Below are 16,807 nucleotides of genomic sequence, written 5' to 3' on the forward strand. Positions count from 1 at the left end.
GTGCTCAATGGGGATAGTGAGACCAGTCCTGCCAGTCGATGCCGGTGATGGCCTGCGTCTGCAGACGCTGACGCCAGCGTTCGGTCTGTGCCTGCAATTGCGCGCGGGATGCGCCACTCCAGCTCTCATCCGGCGCCAGCTGCGGCTCCACGCTCTGTGCCAGCCGGAACGACAAGCCCGGCCAGCGCCGCGCGATCTCCGTCGCCAGCCCCCCGCTGCGTTCAGGGTTGCGGGTATAAATCATCAGGCTGACCCGATGCACGCCACGCTGCTGCAACCGACAGGGCACGCAGTATTCGCCGGCGCGCGGTGCGGCGAACCAGCGGTGATGGCTGGACAGCTCAAGCGGCCAGGGACTGACGCTCGCGGCCGCCGTCAGCGTATCCATCCAGTCGCGCAGCCGCGCCTCGGGGACCGGCCAGCCGAGCTGCTCGACTTCCAGATCCAGATGCAGACCGGCGAACGGCAGCGTCGTCAGCTCACCGAGCAGATCGAGCAACCCCTGACGCCCCTCGGGTTGTAGCCAGTGCGGATCGCCGAGCAGCAGCAGCACCTCGAATCCCTGTTCGCGCGCGGCACTGAGCAACACGCGCAACTGGCCGCGCAAGCGCTCCGGCTCAGCCACTTGGGCAGCGTCGAGGCCGAGGTAGAGACGCTGCATGCCGGCCGCTCGCAGTTGCGCCAGCACCTCGGCGCGCTGGCGCTCGTCGAACAGTGCGCGGCTGTTCCAGACATACACACCCTGGCGCCAGCTTGCTGAGTCAGTCGCCACGCGCTTATCCCGGTCCGGCTGCAGCGCCTGCCAGTCGTTCTCCGCTGGCCCCAGCAACGACGAACGTCCTCCGTCCTCATCAATGAACAAGCGCAACGCTGCTTCCCGCAGCCACAACCCGTGCCAGGCGGCAATCAGGCGCAAACCGGCGTAGCCATGCTCCAGCTCGGCGGCCAGGCTGCCGAGGTAGGCTTGCTCGACATCGCCGTCGCGGCGCAGGCGCTGCTCGCGCACAGCTAACGCCGCCACTTCCAGTTGCTCGCGCGCCTGCAGCAGTTCATCCGCGGCCAGGCGCTGGGCACGCAGCGCCTGCCCGAGTCCCTGTAGCAACTGTTCACGCTCGGCTTCGAGCTGCGCCAGTGCCACCTGATGACGCGCCTCACCCTCGTTGCCCCGCGCCTGACCGTAGGACAGCGGATCGAACGGAGCCGACAGGCTGATGCTCGCCACTAGGCCATTGCCTGGCTTGCTGCCACCGTTACGGTCTTCGTAGCTCTGCGCCACGCTGAAATTCGAGTCGACCCCGGCATACCAAGGGCTTTGCCGATTCCGCTCCGCCTGACTCACCTGGCCGCGCCGCTCCTGCAGACGTGGATGCACCTCGAGCTGCTGCAACCAGGCGCTCAGAGGCTGCGCGCTTGCCGCCAGTGCTTCGGTCTGGGCCTGGCTTTGCGGCTCGATGGGCTGCCCACTGAGTGACTGCAGGCTGTAGCGAGTTTCTTCCAGCACCGGCTCAACCGCCGCACAACGACGCTGCAACGCCTGCCAGCGGCCATCCTGCAGGCGCGCCTCGGAAGCCAGCAGCCAGCCCTCGCGCAGACGCACCGCCAGCTGCTCGCGCGCGCGTCGCGCAGGCTCGGCGATCCCGTCGCACCAGCGCAGCTCCTCCTGCGCTCGCCACCAGTCGGCATAGGCGCTGCGCAGCGCCAGCCGTTGCTCGACACGGGCCAGCTGCAGACGGGCCTGCTGTTGCTGACGCTGGTCTTCCACGCTGCGTACCGCATCCAGCTGGCGTTTCAGGCTGCCCAGCAGCGGATGGCGCAAACCAAGCGCCAGATCGCGACCGTAGTAGTCGTCGCGCACCTCTTCGGTCACCAGCTCCCGATAGCGCCCCGTCCCTGCCGAAGCGAACCACTGCCAACCGGCCTCGGCTTCGCGCTGCCGCTGCAGCGCCTCGAGGGCCACGCGTTCGGCCTCTGCCGCGCGCAGGGCCGGCGCGCTATCGACGCGATCCAGCAACGTCGGCAGCGGTAGCACATCGGCCAGACAGGGCGAGCCCAGCCACAGCAGACCGAGCACAAAGAACGCTCGCAGCATCAGAACCTCTTCGCCTTGCGCAGCACCCACCAGGGCGCCATCGAGGTTTCCTCATGGCCACGCCGGATCATTTCGTTGAGGATCGCCACCGCGCTCCAGCAGCGCATGACGAACATGAACAGCGGAAACAGCGGCACCACCCAGCACAGCCACAGGTCCTGCCGCGGCCGTTCGGACACCATGCTCACCGCCACCACGTAGGCCAACAGGGTGTTGGCCAGGTACACCAGATAGACCAGCCAGGCGAGCACGAGAAAGGTCGACAGCGCCAGCGAGTACAGTCCGACGATGAAGTAGCCGAGGATGATGAACGGCAGCACCAGCTGGAAGAAGAACCCGCTGACCAGCACCACCAGAAAGTTCGGCCAGCCGAGCAGGCGCGGCGTGAAGCTGTGGCGATGCTTGCGCACATAGAGGAAGAACAGATCGCCATCCCAGCGCAGGCGCTGCATGAGGAACTGGCGGAACGTCACCGGCGCGTCGGTATGGCCGATGGCGCACGGCTCGAACGGAATGCGCAGCGGCCGGCGGCCGAAGTAGTTCTTGATGCGCAGGGTGATATCCAGATCTTCGGCGGTATGGGTGTCCCAGCCACCGATTTTCTGCAGAAAGCTGCGACGAAATGCGCCGAACGCGCCGGATACGTTATTCACCACGTTCCACTCGCTGAGGCCGATCTTGGCCAGCTGGATCGACAGCAGGTATTCCAGCGCCTGCATCGCCGTGGTCAGCGAGGCACGGGCATTGCGCACCCGCAGGCTGCCGGCCACCGCCGGCACGTCCGGATCCTGGAAATGGCGCACCACGTTGACCACCATGTCGTTGTCGAACGAGGTGTCGCCATCCAGCGCCATGACGATCTCGCCGGTGCTGTATTCCAGCCCTGCATTCAGCGACGAAACCCGGCCACCGCGCTGCCACTTGGCGATCGGCCGCAGAAAGCGCCGCGGATACAGCTGCGCATCGAGGCGAAAATCCCGCACGGCCTGCATCGTCGCGTGATTGGCCGTCGCGCCGTCGACCACCGGAATCATCTCGATCTCGCCGCGATAAGTCTGCTCGCACAGGCTGAGCAGCGTGGTCTGCACATCGCGCCCTTCGCTGTAGCAGGTGATCACGCAGGACACGCGCGGCTGGTAGCTGTTGCCTTCCGGCAGCTCGAAGGGTTTGCGCACGAACCAGCGCAGCACGCCGAGCAGGATCACCAGGCTGAGCGGCACCTCCAGCAGCAGAAACGCCGGAAACAGCATCACCAGCAGATAGCCCAGCCCGTCGGGCTTGTCGATTTCGCCGAGAATCCCCAGCCACTGCAGCCAGAAACCCTCCATCTCAGCCCAGCTCCCCGTTCAGGCGCGCCAGCAGCAACGCGGCATCTTCCTGTTCGAGCAGGTCGGCCGGTGCGGTGAAGCCGATCTGACGCAGCTGCAGCTGGCCGATCTGCTCGCTGGCCAGACGCTCGGCACCTTCCTGCAGGCGTTTACGCACCACTGCCAGGCCGGCCGCATCGGTGTGCGGCATCATGATCCAGAGAATCTCTTCGCTGACCCGGCTGCAGCGATCGGTGTCGCGCACGGCTTCCTGCAAGCGTTCGACCAGGCTGTCCACCAACGCATGGCCGCGCAGCTCGCCGAGTGCGCTGATGGTCGCCGCCAGGTTGACGAACCGCAAACCAAGCAGGGAGAACGCCGGCTGCTTGTAGCGCCGCACCAGCTGCAGCTGCCAGTTGAGCAACTCGTGGAAGGACTTCTGGTTGAGCAGGTTGAGCGTGCCGAACTGATCGGTCTCGGCGACGCTGCTCGAGTAACCCTGCCGACAACGCAATCGCCCGGCCTCGGCGAGGCGGAAGTGACGCACCTCGCGCACGCGCAGCTTGTCCGGCGCATGGGCCTGGCCACAGTCCAGGCAGCGCGCCTCGACTTCGGCATCGACGAAGAACGCCTGGCAGCTGCGGCAGCGATAGTTCTCCAGCGGCCGGTCGTAATCGCTGCCGATGTGACGCAGGCGCGAGAAACAGTTCGGGCAGAGCAGCAGGCCATCCTTGAGGAAGTGCTCCTGGGCGCCGACGTGGCCGCAGGTGAAGCAGTGCAGCGACGGCTGACGGGCGATTTCCAGCGTCTGGCACTCGGGGCAGACATCCACGTAGTTCAACCGGCCGGAGCCACAACCGACGCACAGGCGCACCCGATCGACCAGCTCGCCCTCTTCCAGCCAGCCCTGCTGGGTCATCAGCTGTAGCCAGGCGAAGGCGTTCGGCGACTCGTCGTCCTCCAGCGCCTCCAGCAGCGGATAGTGATAGTGCTGCGCCACGCCGGCATCGCGCACCGCATGGATGGCGCCGTGCGGGCGCAACCACAGCCAGGCGAGCACGCGCGACTCGAAACGCTCCGGCGCCACCCCACGGTTGAACAGCGCGAAGCGCTCCTGCCAGAGCCGCCAGAGCGGCACCAGGGCGCTCAGATCAGCCGGCGGCGCGCCGTCGCTCAGCGCCTTGCAGGACGCGTCCTGCTCCTGGCAGCAATAGATCAGGCTGAAGCGATAACGCTTGTCCATACGCAGGCTGCGCAAGGCTTCGCCGGCGCGCACCGCCGGCAGATCGAGCAGAACGATGTCATACGCCGGCAGCGCCGCGAGCGCGGACCACTCGGGGTGCCGCTCGTATTCGATACCGACAACAGGGGAAGAAGACGCACCAAGGACAGCGACGCGTGGCATGGGGGACATGGGAAGGAAAACCGGATAATGGCTATGTGATACTTGATTGCCATCATTATACGAGTTCTTTCAGGGTTATTCGCCAGCTATTCGTCGCCTCGACGCTTGAATATTGATCAGGCGCAGCGCGAACGCCATTAATCCGACGAAATACCCTGACAACCATCCGACAGGTACTGGCGCAGCAACGCGCAGACTTCCGCCGAAGCAGCCGGCGATACGAAGCCGACCTCCAGCGCCAGCAGCTGATAGATACCGCGACGCAACTGCCCCGGCCCGAGCTGCACCGAGGGCTCGCCGACGGTACCGAGGAAGCGTACCCAGGAAGTGAGAATGATCCAGGCATTGAGTGCCAGCGCGTCGACCTCGGCGGGGCCCATGCGCAGGATGCCGGCGTCGACGAATCCCTGATAGATCGCCCGCGCGTTGTCCAGGCAACGCGCCGCAAAGGCGCGGTAGCGCTGTGCCAGCGCTTCGTCGGCGGCGAGTAGCGCTTCCAGGTCGCGATGCAAGAAACGGAAGTCCCACATCGCTGCCAGCAGCGCCTCCAGATAGACGGCCTTGTCCGCCACCGTCAACGCCCGTTGCGGCGGGCGCAGGAACTCGTCGATGCGAGCCTCGTAACGCCTGAACAGCTCGGCGACGATCGCCTGCTTGTTGGCGAAGTAGTAGTACAGGTTGCCCGGCGATATGCCCAGATGCGCCGCGATGTGATTAGTGCTGACGCCGCGCTCGCCCTGGGCATTGAACAGCTCGAGGCTGGCATCGAGGATGCGGTCGCGGGTCTTTGCTCGGGGCGCCATGGGCGTCGGTCTCGTGGGGTCTGCGAGGGTGCAACGGTACAGCCCCGCACCGGCGCAGGCGAGTCGCGTTGACACTTTAGAGCAATTACTCTAGAAAACACTCTCTCGCCGCCCTCAGGAGCCGCCATGCCTGTCGAAACGCCCGCTGCGTACCTGCAGCAGATCCTCGCCGCGCAGCGCAGTGCCTGCGCGGCCGCGCCGCTGCCCTGCGCGCAGACGCGGCGGCAATGGCTGAACGCGCTGCGCGACGTGCTGGCGGGCAACCAGCAGGCACTGGTCGAGGCGATCTCGGCCGACTTCGGCAACCGCTCGGCCGACGAGACGCTGCTGGCCGAGATCATGCCGAGCCTGCATGGCATCCGTTACGCCCGTCGCCACCTGCGCGGCTGGATGAAACCGTCGCGACGCCGCGTCGGGCTCGCCTTCCAGCCGGCCAGCGCGCGGGTGATCTATCAGCCGCTGGGCGTGGTCGGCATCATCGTGCCGTGGAACTACCCGCTGTATCTGGCCATCGGCCCGCTGGTCGGCGCCTTGGCCGCCGGTAACCGGGTGATGCTGAAGATGAGCGAATCGACCCCGGCCACCGGCGCGCTGCTGCAGCGGCTGCTGGCGCAGGTCTTCCCGGAGGATCAGGTGGCGGTGGTGCTCGGCGATGTCGAGGTCGGCAAGGCCTTCGCTCGGCTGCCGTTCGATCATCTGCTGTTCACCGGCGCGACGCACATCGGTCGCGACGTGATGCACGCCGCCGCGGACAATCTCACCCCGGTGACGCTTGAGCTGGGCGGCAAATCGCCGGCCATCGTTTCGGCCACGGTGCCGCTGGCCGACGCCGCCGAACGCATCGCCTTCGGCAAGACGCTCAATGCCGGGCAGACCTGCGTCGCGCCGGACTATGTGCTGGTACCGCGAGCCCGCCTCAAGGGCTTCGTCGACGCCTATCGTGAAGCGGTACAGCGTCTGTATCCGAGCCTTGCGGACAACCCCGACTACACCGCAATCATCAATGCGCGTCAGCTGGCACGATTGCAGGACTACCTCGACGATGCCCGCGCTAAGGGCGCCGAGGTCGTGCCGCTGTTCACCGAGGCGCAGCAGCGGCGCATGCCGCACTGCCTGCTGCTCGAGGTCAACGAGCACATGCGGGTGATGCACGAGGAGATCTTCGGCCCGCTGCTACCGATCATTCCCTACGACGAGCTGGACGAGGCGCTGGCCTACGTCAATGCCCGGCCGCGGCCGCTGGCGCTTTACTACTTCGGCTACGACCGGCCCGAACAGCAGCGGGTTCTGGACTCGACGCATTCGGGCGGGGTCTGCCTGAACGACACCCTGCTGCACGTCGCCCAGGACGATCTGCCCTTTGGCGGCATCGGCCCTTCCGGCATGGGCCATTACCACGGGCACGAAGGCTTCCTGACCTTCAGCAAGGCCAGGGCGGTATTCGCCAAGCAGCGCTTCAACGCCGCACGGCTGATCTATCCGCCCTACGGCAAGTGGTGGCAGAAGCTGATCTACGCTCTGTTCATCCGCTGAAGCGCGACGAACCCATGCACGACCTCGCCATGAACCGCCGCACCCTGCTCAAGGTCGGGCTGCTCGGCGGCGCCATCCTGGCCGCTGGCGGGCTGCTCGGCCGCTGCGCCGGGGCGACCGCCGCCGGCCCCGCCAGCGGCTTCGCCGTGCTGCGTGAGGCCGACCTGCCGCTGCTGCACCGGCTGGTCCCGCTGCTGCTGGACGGCGCGGTAGCTGCCGAGCACATGCCGCAGGCCGTGCAGGCCACGCTGAGCAGCCTCGATCAGGGCCTGGACCACCTCTCGCCCGTCCTGGCGGCCCAGGTGCGCCAGCTGTTCGACGTGCTCGGTCAGCCGCTGACCCGCGGCCCGCTCACCGGCATCTGGGGCGACTGGAGCCAGGCCTCGGACGACCAGCTGCGCACGTTCCTTCTGCGCTGGCAGAACAGCTCGCTCGCGTTGCTGCGCCAGGGGCACGCCTCGCTGCTGCAGATGATCCTCATGGCCTGGTACGCCTGCCCCGCTTCCTGGGCGCACTGCGGCTATCCCGGGCCACCGGCCGCCTGACCAAGGAGGCCGCCGTGCCCGTTCCCGATCTCTTCGCCGAAGGCCTCGCCCGTGGCTGGACCACCCATGACGGCTCGCGCCTGCAGCAGGACCTGACGCTGGAAGCCGATATCGCCATCGTCGGCAGCGGCGCGGGCGGCGCCACCAGCGCGGAAATCCTCAGCGCCGCCGGTTTCAAGGTGCTGCTGATCGAGGAAGGCCCGCTGCGCACCAGCCGCGACTTCGACATGCAGGAAGCCCGGGCCTACCGCTCGCTCTATCAGGAAGCCATCGGCCGCACCAGCAAGGACGGCGCCATCACGATCCTGCAAGGCCGTGCGGTGGGCGGTACCACGCTGGTGAACTGGACCTCGAGTTTCCGCACCCCAGCACAGACCCTGCAGCACTGGGCCCGCGAGCACGGCGTCAGCGGGCTTTCGGCCGAAGCGCTGCAACCCTGGTTCGAACGCATGGAGCAGCGCCTGGGCGTGGCACCCTGGGCAGTGCCGCCGAACGCCAACAACCAGGTGCTCAGGCGCGGCTGCGAACGGCTCGACTATCGCTGGGCGGTGATCCCGCGCAACGTGCGCGGCTGCTGGAACCTGGGCTACTGCGGCATGGGCTGCCCGACCAATGCCAAGCAGTCGATGCTGGTCACCAGCATTCCGGCGCTGCTGGACAAGGGCGGCGTGCTGCTCTATCTCGCACGGGCCGAGCGCCTGCAGGTGCGTGGCGAGCAGGTGATCGGGCTCGACTGCCTGGGCATGGACGAGCGCTGCGTGGCGCCCACCGGCCGGCGCATCCGGGTCATCGCCCGGCACTACATCCTCGCCGGCGGCGGCATCAACACGCCGGGGTTGCTGCTGCGCTCGGAGGCGCCCGACCCACACCAACGCGTCGGCAAGCGCACCTTCCTGCACCTGACCAACTTCTGCGCGGCGCAATTCGATGAGCGCATCGACGCCTTCAGCGGCGCACCGCAATCGATCTATTCGGATCACTTCCAGTGGCGCGACGGGGCTGCCGGGCCGGCGGGCTACAAGCTCGAAGTGCCGCCCATCCATCCCGCGCTCGCGTCCACCCTGCTCGGCGATTTCGGCTCGGAGAACGCGCAGCGCATGGCCGCGCTGCCGCATACCCACGCCATGATCGCCCTGCAGCGCGACGGCTTTCATCCGGACAGTGCCGAGGGCAGCGTCGAGCTGCGCGACGATGGCAGCCCTGTACTCGACTACCGCATGACCGCCTACGCCTGGGACGGCATCCGCCGCGCCTTTCTCACCATGGCCGAGATCCAGTTCGCCGCCGGTGCCCGCGCGGTGCTGCCGCTGCATGCCGATGCCCGTTACGTGAAGACGGCCCGTGCGGCACGCGAACTGATCGAGCGCCTCGACCTGGCGCCGTACCGCACCCGCCTCGGCAGCGCCCACGTCATGGGCGGTTGCGCCATGGGCGAAGACCCGCGCCAGGCGGTGACCGACAGCCTCGGCCGGCACCATCAGCTGCGCAATCTGTCCATTCACGACGGGTCGCTGTTTCCCACCAGCGTCGGCGCCAACCCGCAGCTGTCGATCTACGCCCTGTGCGCGAAGCTGGCAACGCAGTTGGGTGATCGCCTGCACAAGTCCTGAGATTGCCTCGCATTCGCGGCAGATCGCCGCATGGCCATTCAGACTTTACGCTGCCGATACCGAGCCGCTACCATCCACACCCCCACGCATGCGTCAGGACGCCGCGATGAATCGAGTGTTGTATCCGGGAACCTTCGATCCCATCACCATGGGCCACGCCGATCTGGTGGAACGTGCCTCGCGGCTGTTCGATGAGGTCATCATCGCCGTGGCGGCCAACCCGAAGAAGAACCCGCTGTTCCCGCTGGAGCAACGCGTGGAGCTGGCCCGTGAAGTGACCAAGCACCTGCCGAACGTGAAGGTCATCGGCTTCTCGACCCTGCTTGCCCACTTCGTCAAGGAACAGCAGGCCAACATCCTGCTGCGCGGCCTGCGCGCGGTGTCCGACTTCGAATACGAATTCCAGCTGGCCAACATGAACCGGCAGCTGGCCCCGGACGTCGAAAGCCTGTTCCTCACGCCGTCGGAAAAGTACTCCTACATTTCCTCGACCCTGGTGCGCGAGATCGCCTCGCTCCAGGGCGACGTTTCGAAGTTCGTGCATCCGGCCGTGATGCAGGCGCTCAAGACGCGCTTCGGCCAGAACTGAGGGCCGCCGTCGGCCCTGCGTCGAGTGCACGCCGAGCGTCGATGCGGCACAATTGGCCGTCGTAATTTAGCTGTGCCGTGGTTCGAGCCACGGCAGGAGTTCGCTGGATGTCCCTGAAAATCACCGATGACTGCATCAACTGCGATGTCTGCGAGCCGGAGTGCCCGAACAGCGCCATCTCCCAGGGCGAGGAGATCTACGTCATCGACCCCAACCTCTGCACCGAGTGCGTCGGCCACTATGACGAGCCGCAGTGCCAGCAGGTCTGCCCGGTAGACTGCATCCCGCTCGACGAGAACAACGTCGAGAGCAAGGACGAACTGATGCAGAAATACCTGATCATCACCGGCAAGGCGTGATGCGCTGGCGGCGACCGACCCGGCGGAGGCTCCTGTTCAGGGTGCTCCACGGCTGGTTCGCCGCCCTGCTGTTACTGGCCTGCAGCGTCCAGGCCAACCCGCTCGACAATGGTGCCGTCGCCACTGCCCACCCCCTGGCCAGCGAAGTCGGCCGCCAGATCCTTGAAGCAGGCGGCAACGCCTTCGACGCCACCGTCGCGGTGAGCGCCGCACTGGCCGTGGTCGAGCCCTATGGCTCGGGGCTCGGCGGTGGTGGCTTCTTTCTGCTGCGCGAGGCCGCCGAACCGGCCCGTCACGTATTTCTCGACGCCCGCGAGCGTGCGCCGCGCGCCGCCACGCCGGACATGTATCTGCGCGACGGGCAGTTCCAGCGCGACCTGTCGCTGAACGGCCCGCTGGCGGCGGCGATTCCCGGCACGCCAGCGGCGCTGGTCGAGCTCGCCGAACAACGTGGTCGCCTGCCACTCGAGGCGACCCTGGCGCCGGCCATCGCCCTGGCCCGCGATGGCTTCGCCGTGGATGCGGTGTACCGCCAGCGTGCCGGCTGGCGCCTGGCCGCACTGCGTGACGATCCCGAGAGTGCGCGGCTGTTTCTCGACGAGGGCGATCTTCCGGCCGAAGGTCATCTGCTGCGCCAGCCGGAACTGGCGCAAACCCTGGAGCGACTCGCCAGCAACGGCCGTGACGGCTTCTATCGCGGCGAGCTGGCACAGAAGCTGGTCCAGGGCGTACGTGCGGCCGGCGGCATCTGGTCGCTGGACGACCTGGCCGACTACCGCACCGTGGAGCGCGAGCCCCTGCGGTTCGCCCTGGCCGATGGCCGCGAGCTGATCGGTGCGCCGCCGCCCTCGGCCGGCGGGGTGATCCTCGCGCAGAGCCTGGGCATCCTCGAACGCCTCGCCTGGCGTGAGGCCGAACCGCTGCAGCGCAGCCACCTGGTGGTCGAGGCATTGCGTCGCGCGTACCGTGACCGCGGGCTGCTGGGCGATCCCGATTTCGTCGCCGCACCGATCGAGCGGCTTTTGTCCGCGCGCTACCTGGACCAGCTGGCCGCCGCCATCGACCGCGAGCACGCCACCCCGAGCAGCGACCTGCCACCGGCACCACGCTGGCGCGAGGGCGAGCACACCACGCATTTCGCCGTGATCGATGCCGAAGGCAATGCGGTGGCGGCGACGCTGTCGCTGAACATGATGTTTGGCGCCGCCTTCACCGTGCCCGGCACCGGGGTACTGCTCAACGACGAGATGGACGATTTCGCCGCCGACATCGACGGCAGCAACGCCTACGGTCTGGAAGGCAGCAGCGCCAACGCCATCGCCGGGGGCAAGCGGCCGTTGTCGAGCATGAGCCCGACCTTCATCGAGAGCCGCGAGGAATTCACCGCTTTCGGCACCCCCGGCGGCAGTCGCATTCCCAGCATGGTGCTGCTCTCGGCCCTGTCCTATCTGGACGGCGAGCCGGTGCAGGCCTGGCCGGCGGCGCCACGCTACCACCATCAGTACCTGCCGGACGTGCTGCAGTACGAGGCCGATGCCTTCAGCGCGGCCCATCTGGACGCGCTACGTGCCCGCGGCCACCAGCCCAGGCTGATCGAGCGGGACTACGGCAACCAGCAGGTGCTCTACTGGCACAAGCCGAGCGGCAAGGTCGAAGCGGCCAGCGACCCGCGCGGCATCGGCCGCGCGCTGAAGGTACCCGCACGGCGCCAGCCGATCACGGCTGCACAATGACCGGGCCGTCGTCCGCCGCCAGCTGCCGCAGCTGACGCGTCAGCTCGTGGCCCTCACCCAGCAGCAGGGCGTTGCGCAGGCTCTGGATGATGCGGCTGGCATAGCCCAGGTCGTTCATCAGCGAGCTGGTCTGCAGGCCGTCCAGCTTGTGATTGCGGATCGACTCGAACAGCCGCCGGCGAAACTCGGCGTCGAAGTGTGCGGCACGTTCGTCCAGCCAGTTCAGCCGCTCGCGCCAGAGCTCATCGGGCAGCTCGGAGTGATTCAGCGCGCGAATTTCCCGTAGCGATTCCAGCAGCTGCCGGCGCAGTTCGACATAGGCCTGGCGCGCGGCGGAATCGTCCTGGCGCAGGTACAGGCCAAGGTTCTTCTGCAGGTGCTTGGCATCCTTGACCGCATCCACCAGCTGCAGCGCGGCGACCTGGCAGTTCACCCAGAACGCCTGATGGCTCTCGTCCAGCGGCAGCTCCAGGCGGCCCATGAACGTCAGCAGATCGGAATACACGCCCTTGATATGGCGCCGGTACAGATGTTCGGCGTCCAGCGCCTGGGCTTCGGGACGGGCATGCAGCAGCGCTTCGTCGACCCGGCCCTGCTGACGCAGCTGCTCGACCGGCAAGTAGAGGGCATGACAGATCACCTCCAGGCTCAGGCGTGCCAGGTGCTGCAGCTCCTGAGCCACCGCGCTGGCCGCGGCATCGGCCGAATCCAGCGCCCGCTCGTTGAGATAGCGCGCATGGGTCACGCCATCCGCCGGCGTTGGCGTCAGCTCGGTGATCAGCACCGTCGGCTCGGCCCGCTCCGGCAGCACGCGCAGCAGGACGTTTGCCAGCTGCGTCTGCCAGGGCCAGAAGAGCAGCACGCCCATGCCGTTGAACAGGCTGTGGAACAGCGCCAGCTGAATCAGCCGGTTCTCGCCCAACCCCAGCGGCGCGACCAGCCACTGCACCAGCCAGGCCAGGGGCACCAGCAGTGCGATCGCCAGGATGGCGGTCGTGACGTTGAACAGCACATGCGCCAGGGCCAGGCGCTGGCCGCTGCGGTTACCGCCCAGCGAGCCGACAAAGGCGGTGGTGACGCTGGTGCCGATGTTCGCACCGATGGCGGTGGCCAGCGCCTGAGTCAGATCCAGCTGACCGGCGGCCAACGCGCTCAGGGTCAGCATCAGCGTTGCGTGGCTCGATTGCAGGACCACGGTGGCGAGCAGGCCGATGCCGACGAACAGCAGCTGGCCGGTCAACCCGCCGGCGTGATACTGCGACAGGTCCATGCCACCGAAGCTGGAAAAGCCGGTCTTGATCTGATCGATACCGAGAAAGATGAAGGCGATACCGAGCACGATGCGCCCGGCCGCCTTGCCCTTGTCTCCGCTGAAGCTGGCCAGCACCCCGAAGACCAGCAGCGGCAAGGCCAGCGGACTCAGGCTGACGTTCTGGCCGGCCAGCGCCAGCAGCCAGATGCCGGTGGTGGACCCCAGGTTGGCGCCGAACAGGATGGCGATACCGCCGGCGAGCTTGATCAGCCCGGTACTGATGAAGGCGATGGTGAGCAGCGATACCAGCGTGCTGGACTGCAGCAGCATGGTGCCGCTGACGCCGAACATCAGCCCCTTGAACGGGGTCGCGGTACTGCGGGCGAGCAGTTGCTCGAGCGTGCTGCCGGCCAGCTGACGCAGGCCCTCCTCGAGGCACTGCATGCCGAACAGGAACAGCGCCAGCCCCGCGCAGAGTTCGAGCCAGCCGCTGCTGGCCCAGAACGACCAGGACAGCAGCAATACGCCCGCGAGGGGCAGGAGGATCTTGAAGAAGGAAGGTTTCAAGATGGCTTCGCGCGGATAGATGAACTGGGGAGGCGAAGCCTACTGCAGCGGCACCGCGATCGGAAGGCTCAGCGCCTGCCAGTCGCGGTGCGGATGATGCCGGTCAATTCTGTGCGTTGTAGCCGCTGGTGGTGCAGCCCAGGCAGCGTACGAAGGCTGCCTTGCCCGGCTCGACCACCAGCGCCTTGCCCGCCTCACCGACATTGCCGCCCAGCGCGGTGAACGGCAGGCTGACGACGAAAGCGGCGGCGCCCAGCACGGTCGCGCCGATCAGCAGCGGGCGGGCGATGACCAGGTCACCGATCATGGAGTAGGCCTTCGGCGCCTCGACGGTGTACATCGGATCGCCGCTGGCGTTCTGCGGGACCGATTCCGCGTGCGCCGGCATTGCCAGCAGGCCAGTGGTCAGAGCCAAGACAGCAGCGGTGGAGCGGAACAGATTCATGGTGTGGTCCTTCAGCTGTGCGAAACGCGGCAATTTTAGTTGTGGCGGCCACTATAGCAGCGGCCAGGGCCCGCGGGGCGTGAACGCCGTCAACGCGCGCGCAGTTGCGCCGCCTCAGCGTTGGCAGCGACCGCAGTAGACACTGGCGCGCTGACCGAGGCGAATCTCGCGCAATGTGCCACCGCAGTTCCTGCAGAACTCTCCGCCACGGCCATAGACGAACAGCTCCTGCTGGAAGTAACCGGGCTTGCCATCGCCACCGACGAAATCGCGCAGCGTGGTGCCACCGCGCTCGATGGCCATGGCCAGGATGCGGCGGATCTCCTCGCCGAGCTTCAGATAGCGCGCCCGCGAGATGCTGCCGGCCGGCCGCCGCGGATCGATCCCGGCGGCGAACAGCGCCTCGCTCGCATAGATGTTGCCGACGCCCACCACCACAGCGTTGTCCATGATGAACGGCTTGACCGCCATGCTGCGCCCGCGCGACAGCCGATACAGCCGGTCGCCATCGAAGTCCTCGCCCAGCGGCTCGGGCCCGAGGCTGGCCAGCAGTACATGCGCCAGCGGCTCGTCGCTCCAGAGCATCGCGCCGAAGCGCCGCGGATCGGTGTAGCGCAGGGCCTGACCGGACTCCAGCAGGATGTCGACGTGCTCATGCTTGGCCGCGGGCGATGCCGCATCCACCAGACGCAGGCTGCCGGACATGCCGAGATGGACGATCAGCGTGCCGCTTTCGGCGCGGATCAGCAGGTACTTGGCGCGCCGCTCGACGGCCTCGATGCGCTGCCCGGACAGACGCACGTCGAGATCCTCCGGAATCGGCCAGCGCAGGCGACGATCACGCACCAGCACGCGGCTGACGCGCTGGCCGACCAGATACGGCTCGATGCCACGGCGGGTGGTTTCGACTTCGGGAAGTTCGGGCATGGCGAGATACGGTTACAGCGAAGGGATGCCGACCTTAGCAGGCCGGCGCCGGAGCGTCAGCCCACGCCCAGTTCGCGAATGCTTTCCTTCAGGCAGACGAAGTCGTAATCCGACAGGCCGACATAGTCGAGCACCAGGCGCGCGACGCTGTCCCACTCGTGGTCCTCGGGCTGACCGCCCAGCACGCGATGACAGGCACAGATGTGTTCGGCCATCTTGAGGATCGCCAGCAGCGTCTTGATCGGCGCGTCACGCCCGGAGTCGTCGGAGAACAAGGACAACGCGTTGTGGTGATTGGCGATGGCATCGCACAGGTACAGCGGCAGGTTCCACGACTTGGCGGTGAAGTAACCGACCACCGCGTGGTTGGTGCTGAGCACGCGGTTCTCGATGTCGACGATGCGCTGGCCCTCGCCGGTACTGGCGTAGGCTTCCTCCAGCACCGCTATGTAACCGGGGAAGCGCTTGAGCATCAGCGGAATGCCGCAGTTGTGGAACAGCCCCAGCGCGTAAGCCTCGTCCGGCGCCTGGTAGCCGATGCGCTTGGCCAGGGTCAGGCAGGCCATGGCCACGTCCTGCGCGCTGTCCCAGAAGCGATTGAGGGTGACGATGGTCTCGTCGCTCATCTCGCCCTTGATCGACTGGGCGTTGATCAGGTTGATCACCGAGTCGCAGCCGAGCAGGTTGACCGCCTGCTGGATGGAGGCGATGCGGTTGGTCAGGCCGAAGTACGGCGAATTGACGATCTTCAGCAGCGCGCCGGAGAGCCCCGGGTCTTGGCTGATCAACCGGGCGATGGCCTTGAGGTCGGGCACCGGCATGACCTGCTCCATCTGCAGATCGACCATGATCTGCGGCTGCGGCGGCACGCTGATGCCTTGCAGCACCCGGCGGATTTGATCGGCGGACAGTTCAACGGCCATGGCGGGACGCTCGGACAGGTAAGGCAAAGTGCTATCGGCAGGAAAGGGCGAACTTTGGCTGAGATGTGGGTCCCATTTCAAGTGACTCGCATTCGGCGAGTGTTACCGACAGACAGACGGAGGTAAGCCCATGTCCCAATCCCTCAACGGCAAACGCGTGGCCATTCTGGTGACCGACGGTTTCGAGCAGGTCGAGCTGACCGGGCCCAAGGAGGCGCTGGAAAAGGCCGGCGCAACCGCCGAGATCATCTCCGCCAAGAACGGCGAGGTGACCGGCTGGAACCACACCACCCCGGCCTCCAAGTTCCATGTCGACAACACCTTCGACAGCATACGCATGGAGGACTACGACGCCGTGCTGCTGCCCGGCGGCGTGGTCAATTCCGACACCATCCGCACCGACAAAACCGCGCAGAAGCTGGTCCGGGCGGCGGCCGATGCGAACAAGCCCATCGCGGTGATCTGCCATGGCGGCTGGCTGCTGATCTCCGCCGACCTGGTCGAGGGCAAGCGCATGACCAGCTGGCCCTCGCTCACCGACGACCTGAAGAACGCCGGTGCCGAGTGGGTCGACGAGCAGGTGGTGGTGGACGGCCAGCTCATCAGCAGCCGCAAACCCGATGACATCCCGGCATTCAGCCAGGCGCTGATCGACGCCCTGTCCGCCTGAGCGAGACAGCGGCAGCACGCGGCGAGCGTTTTTCCGCCGACCCGGCGCGC

Annotated in this window: 15 protein-coding genes; 7 read left to right on the plus strand and 8 right to left on the minus strand. The window is 66.9% G+C overall.

Going from position 1 to position 16,807, the window contains the following annotated elements; all coding sequences use genetic code 11:
• Positions 1 to 4: 4 nt before the first annotated feature.
• From PSTAB_RS19635 to PSTAB_RS19650, 4 genes are all read right to left on the minus strand, one after another.
• Entirely contained in the window at positions 5 to 2,089 is a 2,085-nt protein-coding gene (locus tag PSTAB_RS19635; protein WP_013984347.1) for a TolC family protein, read from the minus strand.
• Positions 2,089 to 3,417, minus strand: a complete 1,329-nt coding sequence (locus tag PSTAB_RS19640; protein ID WP_013984348.1) for a glycosyltransferase family 2 protein — start codon at positions 3,415 to 3,417, stop codon at positions 2,089 to 2,091. Before PSTAB_RS19640 ends, PSTAB_RS19635 begins: the two co-directional genes overlap by 1 nt.
• 1 nt (position 3,418) lies before the next feature.
• Positions 3,419 to 4,801, minus strand: coding sequence for a TackOD1 domain-containing metal-binding protein (locus tag PSTAB_RS19645; RefSeq protein WP_013984349.1), 1,383 nt, complete (start codon positions 4,799 to 4,801; stop codon positions 3,419 to 3,421).
• A 137-nt stretch (positions 4,802 to 4,938) separates the two neighbouring features.
• Positions 4,939 to 5,604, minus strand: coding sequence for a TetR/AcrR family transcriptional regulator (locus PSTAB_RS19650; protein WP_013984350.1), 666 nt, complete (start codon positions 5,602 to 5,604; stop codon positions 4,939 to 4,941).
• Between the two features lie 126 nt (positions 5,605 to 5,730).
• Here PSTAB_RS19650 and PSTAB_RS19655 point away from each other — a divergent pair, with 126 nt between their 5' ends.
• The 6 genes from PSTAB_RS19655 (at position 5,731) to ggt (ending at position 11,973) form a co-directional block, all read left to right on the plus strand.
• The gene (locus tag PSTAB_RS19655; RefSeq protein WP_013984351.1) at positions 5,731 to 7,137 is read left to right on the plus strand and encodes a coniferyl aldehyde dehydrogenase; all 1,407 of its coding nucleotides are present in this window, start codon (positions 5,731 to 5,733) and stop codon (positions 7,135 to 7,137) included.
• 14 nt (positions 7,138 to 7,151) lie between these two features.
• A complete protein-coding gene (locus PSTAB_RS19660; protein ID WP_013984352.1) occupies positions 7,152 to 7,682 on the plus strand; it encodes a hypothetical protein in 531 nt (176 codons plus the stop codon).
• 14 nt (positions 7,683 to 7,696) lie between these two features.
• Positions 7,697 to 9,292, plus strand: a complete 1,596-nt coding sequence (locus PSTAB_RS19665) for a GMC family oxidoreductase (protein ID WP_013984353.1) — start codon at positions 7,697 to 7,699, stop codon at positions 9,290 to 9,292.
• A 106-nt stretch (positions 9,293 to 9,398) separates the two neighbouring features.
• Positions 9,399 to 9,881 carry a pantetheine-phosphate adenylyltransferase gene (gene coaD / locus PSTAB_RS19670; RefSeq protein WP_013984354.1) on the plus strand — a complete coding sequence of 161 codons (483 nt, stop codon included), beginning with the start codon at positions 9,399 to 9,401 and terminating at the stop codon, positions 9,879 to 9,881.
• 107 nt (positions 9,882 to 9,988) lie between these two features.
• Positions 9,989 to 10,240: a YfhL family 4Fe-4S dicluster ferredoxin gene (locus tag PSTAB_RS19675; protein ID WP_003303200.1), complete on the plus strand. Its 252-nt coding sequence runs from the start codon at positions 9,989 to 9,991 to the stop codon at positions 10,238 to 10,240.
• Positions 10,240 to 11,973, plus strand: a complete 1,734-nt coding sequence (gene ggt, locus PSTAB_RS19680; protein WP_041771893.1) for a gamma-glutamyltransferase — start codon at positions 10,240 to 10,242, stop codon at positions 11,971 to 11,973. The genes PSTAB_RS19675 and ggt overlap by 1 nt, the downstream gene beginning before the upstream one ends.
• On the opposite strand, the gene PSTAB_RS19685 is transcribed toward ggt, so the two are convergent.
• The 4 genes from PSTAB_RS19685 to PSTAB_RS19700 form a co-directional block, all read right to left on the minus strand.
• Positions 11,957 to 13,792, minus strand: coding sequence for a Na/Pi cotransporter family protein (locus PSTAB_RS19685; protein ID WP_013984356.1), 1,836 nt, complete (start codon positions 13,790 to 13,792; stop codon positions 11,957 to 11,959). The genes ggt and PSTAB_RS19685 overlap by 17 nt on opposite strands.
• A gap of 103 nt (positions 13,793 to 13,895) precedes the next feature.
• Positions 13,896 to 14,237, minus strand: coding sequence for a hypothetical protein (locus tag PSTAB_RS19690; protein ID WP_013984357.1), 342 nt, complete (start codon positions 14,235 to 14,237; stop codon positions 13,896 to 13,898).
• Between the two features lie 114 nt (positions 14,238 to 14,351).
• Entirely contained in the window at positions 14,352 to 15,164 is an 813-nt protein-coding gene (gene mutM / locus PSTAB_RS19695; RefSeq protein ID WP_013984358.1) for a bifunctional DNA-formamidopyrimidine glycosylase/DNA-(apurinic or apyrimidinic site) lyase, read from the minus strand.
• A gap of 56 nt (positions 15,165 to 15,220) precedes the next feature.
• A complete protein-coding gene (locus PSTAB_RS19700; protein WP_013984359.1) occupies positions 15,221 to 16,087 on the minus strand; it encodes an HDOD domain-containing protein in 867 nt (288 codons plus the stop codon).
• A 130-nt stretch (positions 16,088 to 16,217) separates the two neighbouring features.
• On the opposite strand from PSTAB_RS19700, the gene PSTAB_RS19705 reads away from it, so the two are divergent.
• Entirely contained in the window at positions 16,218 to 16,757 is a 540-nt protein-coding gene (locus PSTAB_RS19705) for a type 1 glutamine amidotransferase domain-containing protein (protein ID WP_013984360.1), read from the plus strand.
• Positions 16,758 to 16,807: the final 50 nt, after the last annotated feature.

Source organism: Stutzerimonas stutzeri (assembly GCF_000219605.1).
Lineage (GTDB): Bacteria > Pseudomonadota > Gammaproteobacteria > Pseudomonadales > Pseudomonadaceae > Stutzerimonas > Stutzerimonas stutzeri.

Coding starts and splice junctions, on each gene's coding strand:
- PSTAB_RS19635 (WP_013984347.1), bottom strand. CDS start 2,089: ATGCTGCGAGCGTTCTTTGTGCTCGGTCTGCTGTGGCTGGGCTCGCCC.
- PSTAB_RS19640 (WP_013984348.1), bottom strand. CDS start 3,417: ATGGAGGGTTTCTGGCTGCAGTGGCTGGGGATTCTCGGCGAAATCGAC.
- PSTAB_RS19645 (WP_013984349.1), bottom strand. CDS start 4,801: ATGCCACGCGTCGCTGTCCTTGGTGCGTCTTCTTCCCCTGTTGTCGGT.
- PSTAB_RS19650 (WP_013984350.1), bottom strand. CDS start 5,604: ATGGCGCCCCGAGCAAAGACCCGCGACCGCATCCTCGATGCCAGCCTC.
- PSTAB_RS19655 (WP_013984351.1), top strand. CDS start 5,731: ATGCCTGTCGAAACGCCCGCTGCGTACCTGCAGCAGATCCTCGCCGCG.
- PSTAB_RS19660 (WP_013984352.1), top strand. CDS start 7,152: ATGCACGACCTCGCCATGAACCGCCGCACCCTGCTCAAGGTCGGGCTG.
- coaD (WP_013984354.1), top strand. CDS start 9,399: ATGAATCGAGTGTTGTATCCGGGAACCTTCGATCCCATCACCATGGGC.
- PSTAB_RS19675 (WP_003303200.1), top strand. CDS start 9,989: ATGTCCCTGAAAATCACCGATGACTGCATCAACTGCGATGTCTGCGAG.
- ggt (WP_041771893.1), top strand. CDS start 10,240: ATGCGCTGGCGGCGACCGACCCGGCGGAGGCTCCTGTTCAGGGTGCTC.
- PSTAB_RS19690 (WP_013984357.1), bottom strand. CDS start 14,237: ATGAATCTGTTCCGCTCCACCGCTGCTGTCTTGGCTCTGACCACTGGC.
- mutM (WP_013984358.1), bottom strand. CDS start 15,164: ATGCCCGAACTTCCCGAAGTCGAAACCACCCGCCGTGGCATCGAGCCG.
- PSTAB_RS19700 (WP_013984359.1), bottom strand. CDS start 16,087: ATGGCCGTTGAACTGTCCGCCGATCAAATCCGCCGGGTGCTGCAAGGC.
- PSTAB_RS19705 (WP_013984360.1), top strand. CDS start 16,218: ATGTCCCAATCCCTCAACGGCAAACGCGTGGCCATTCTGGTGACCGAC.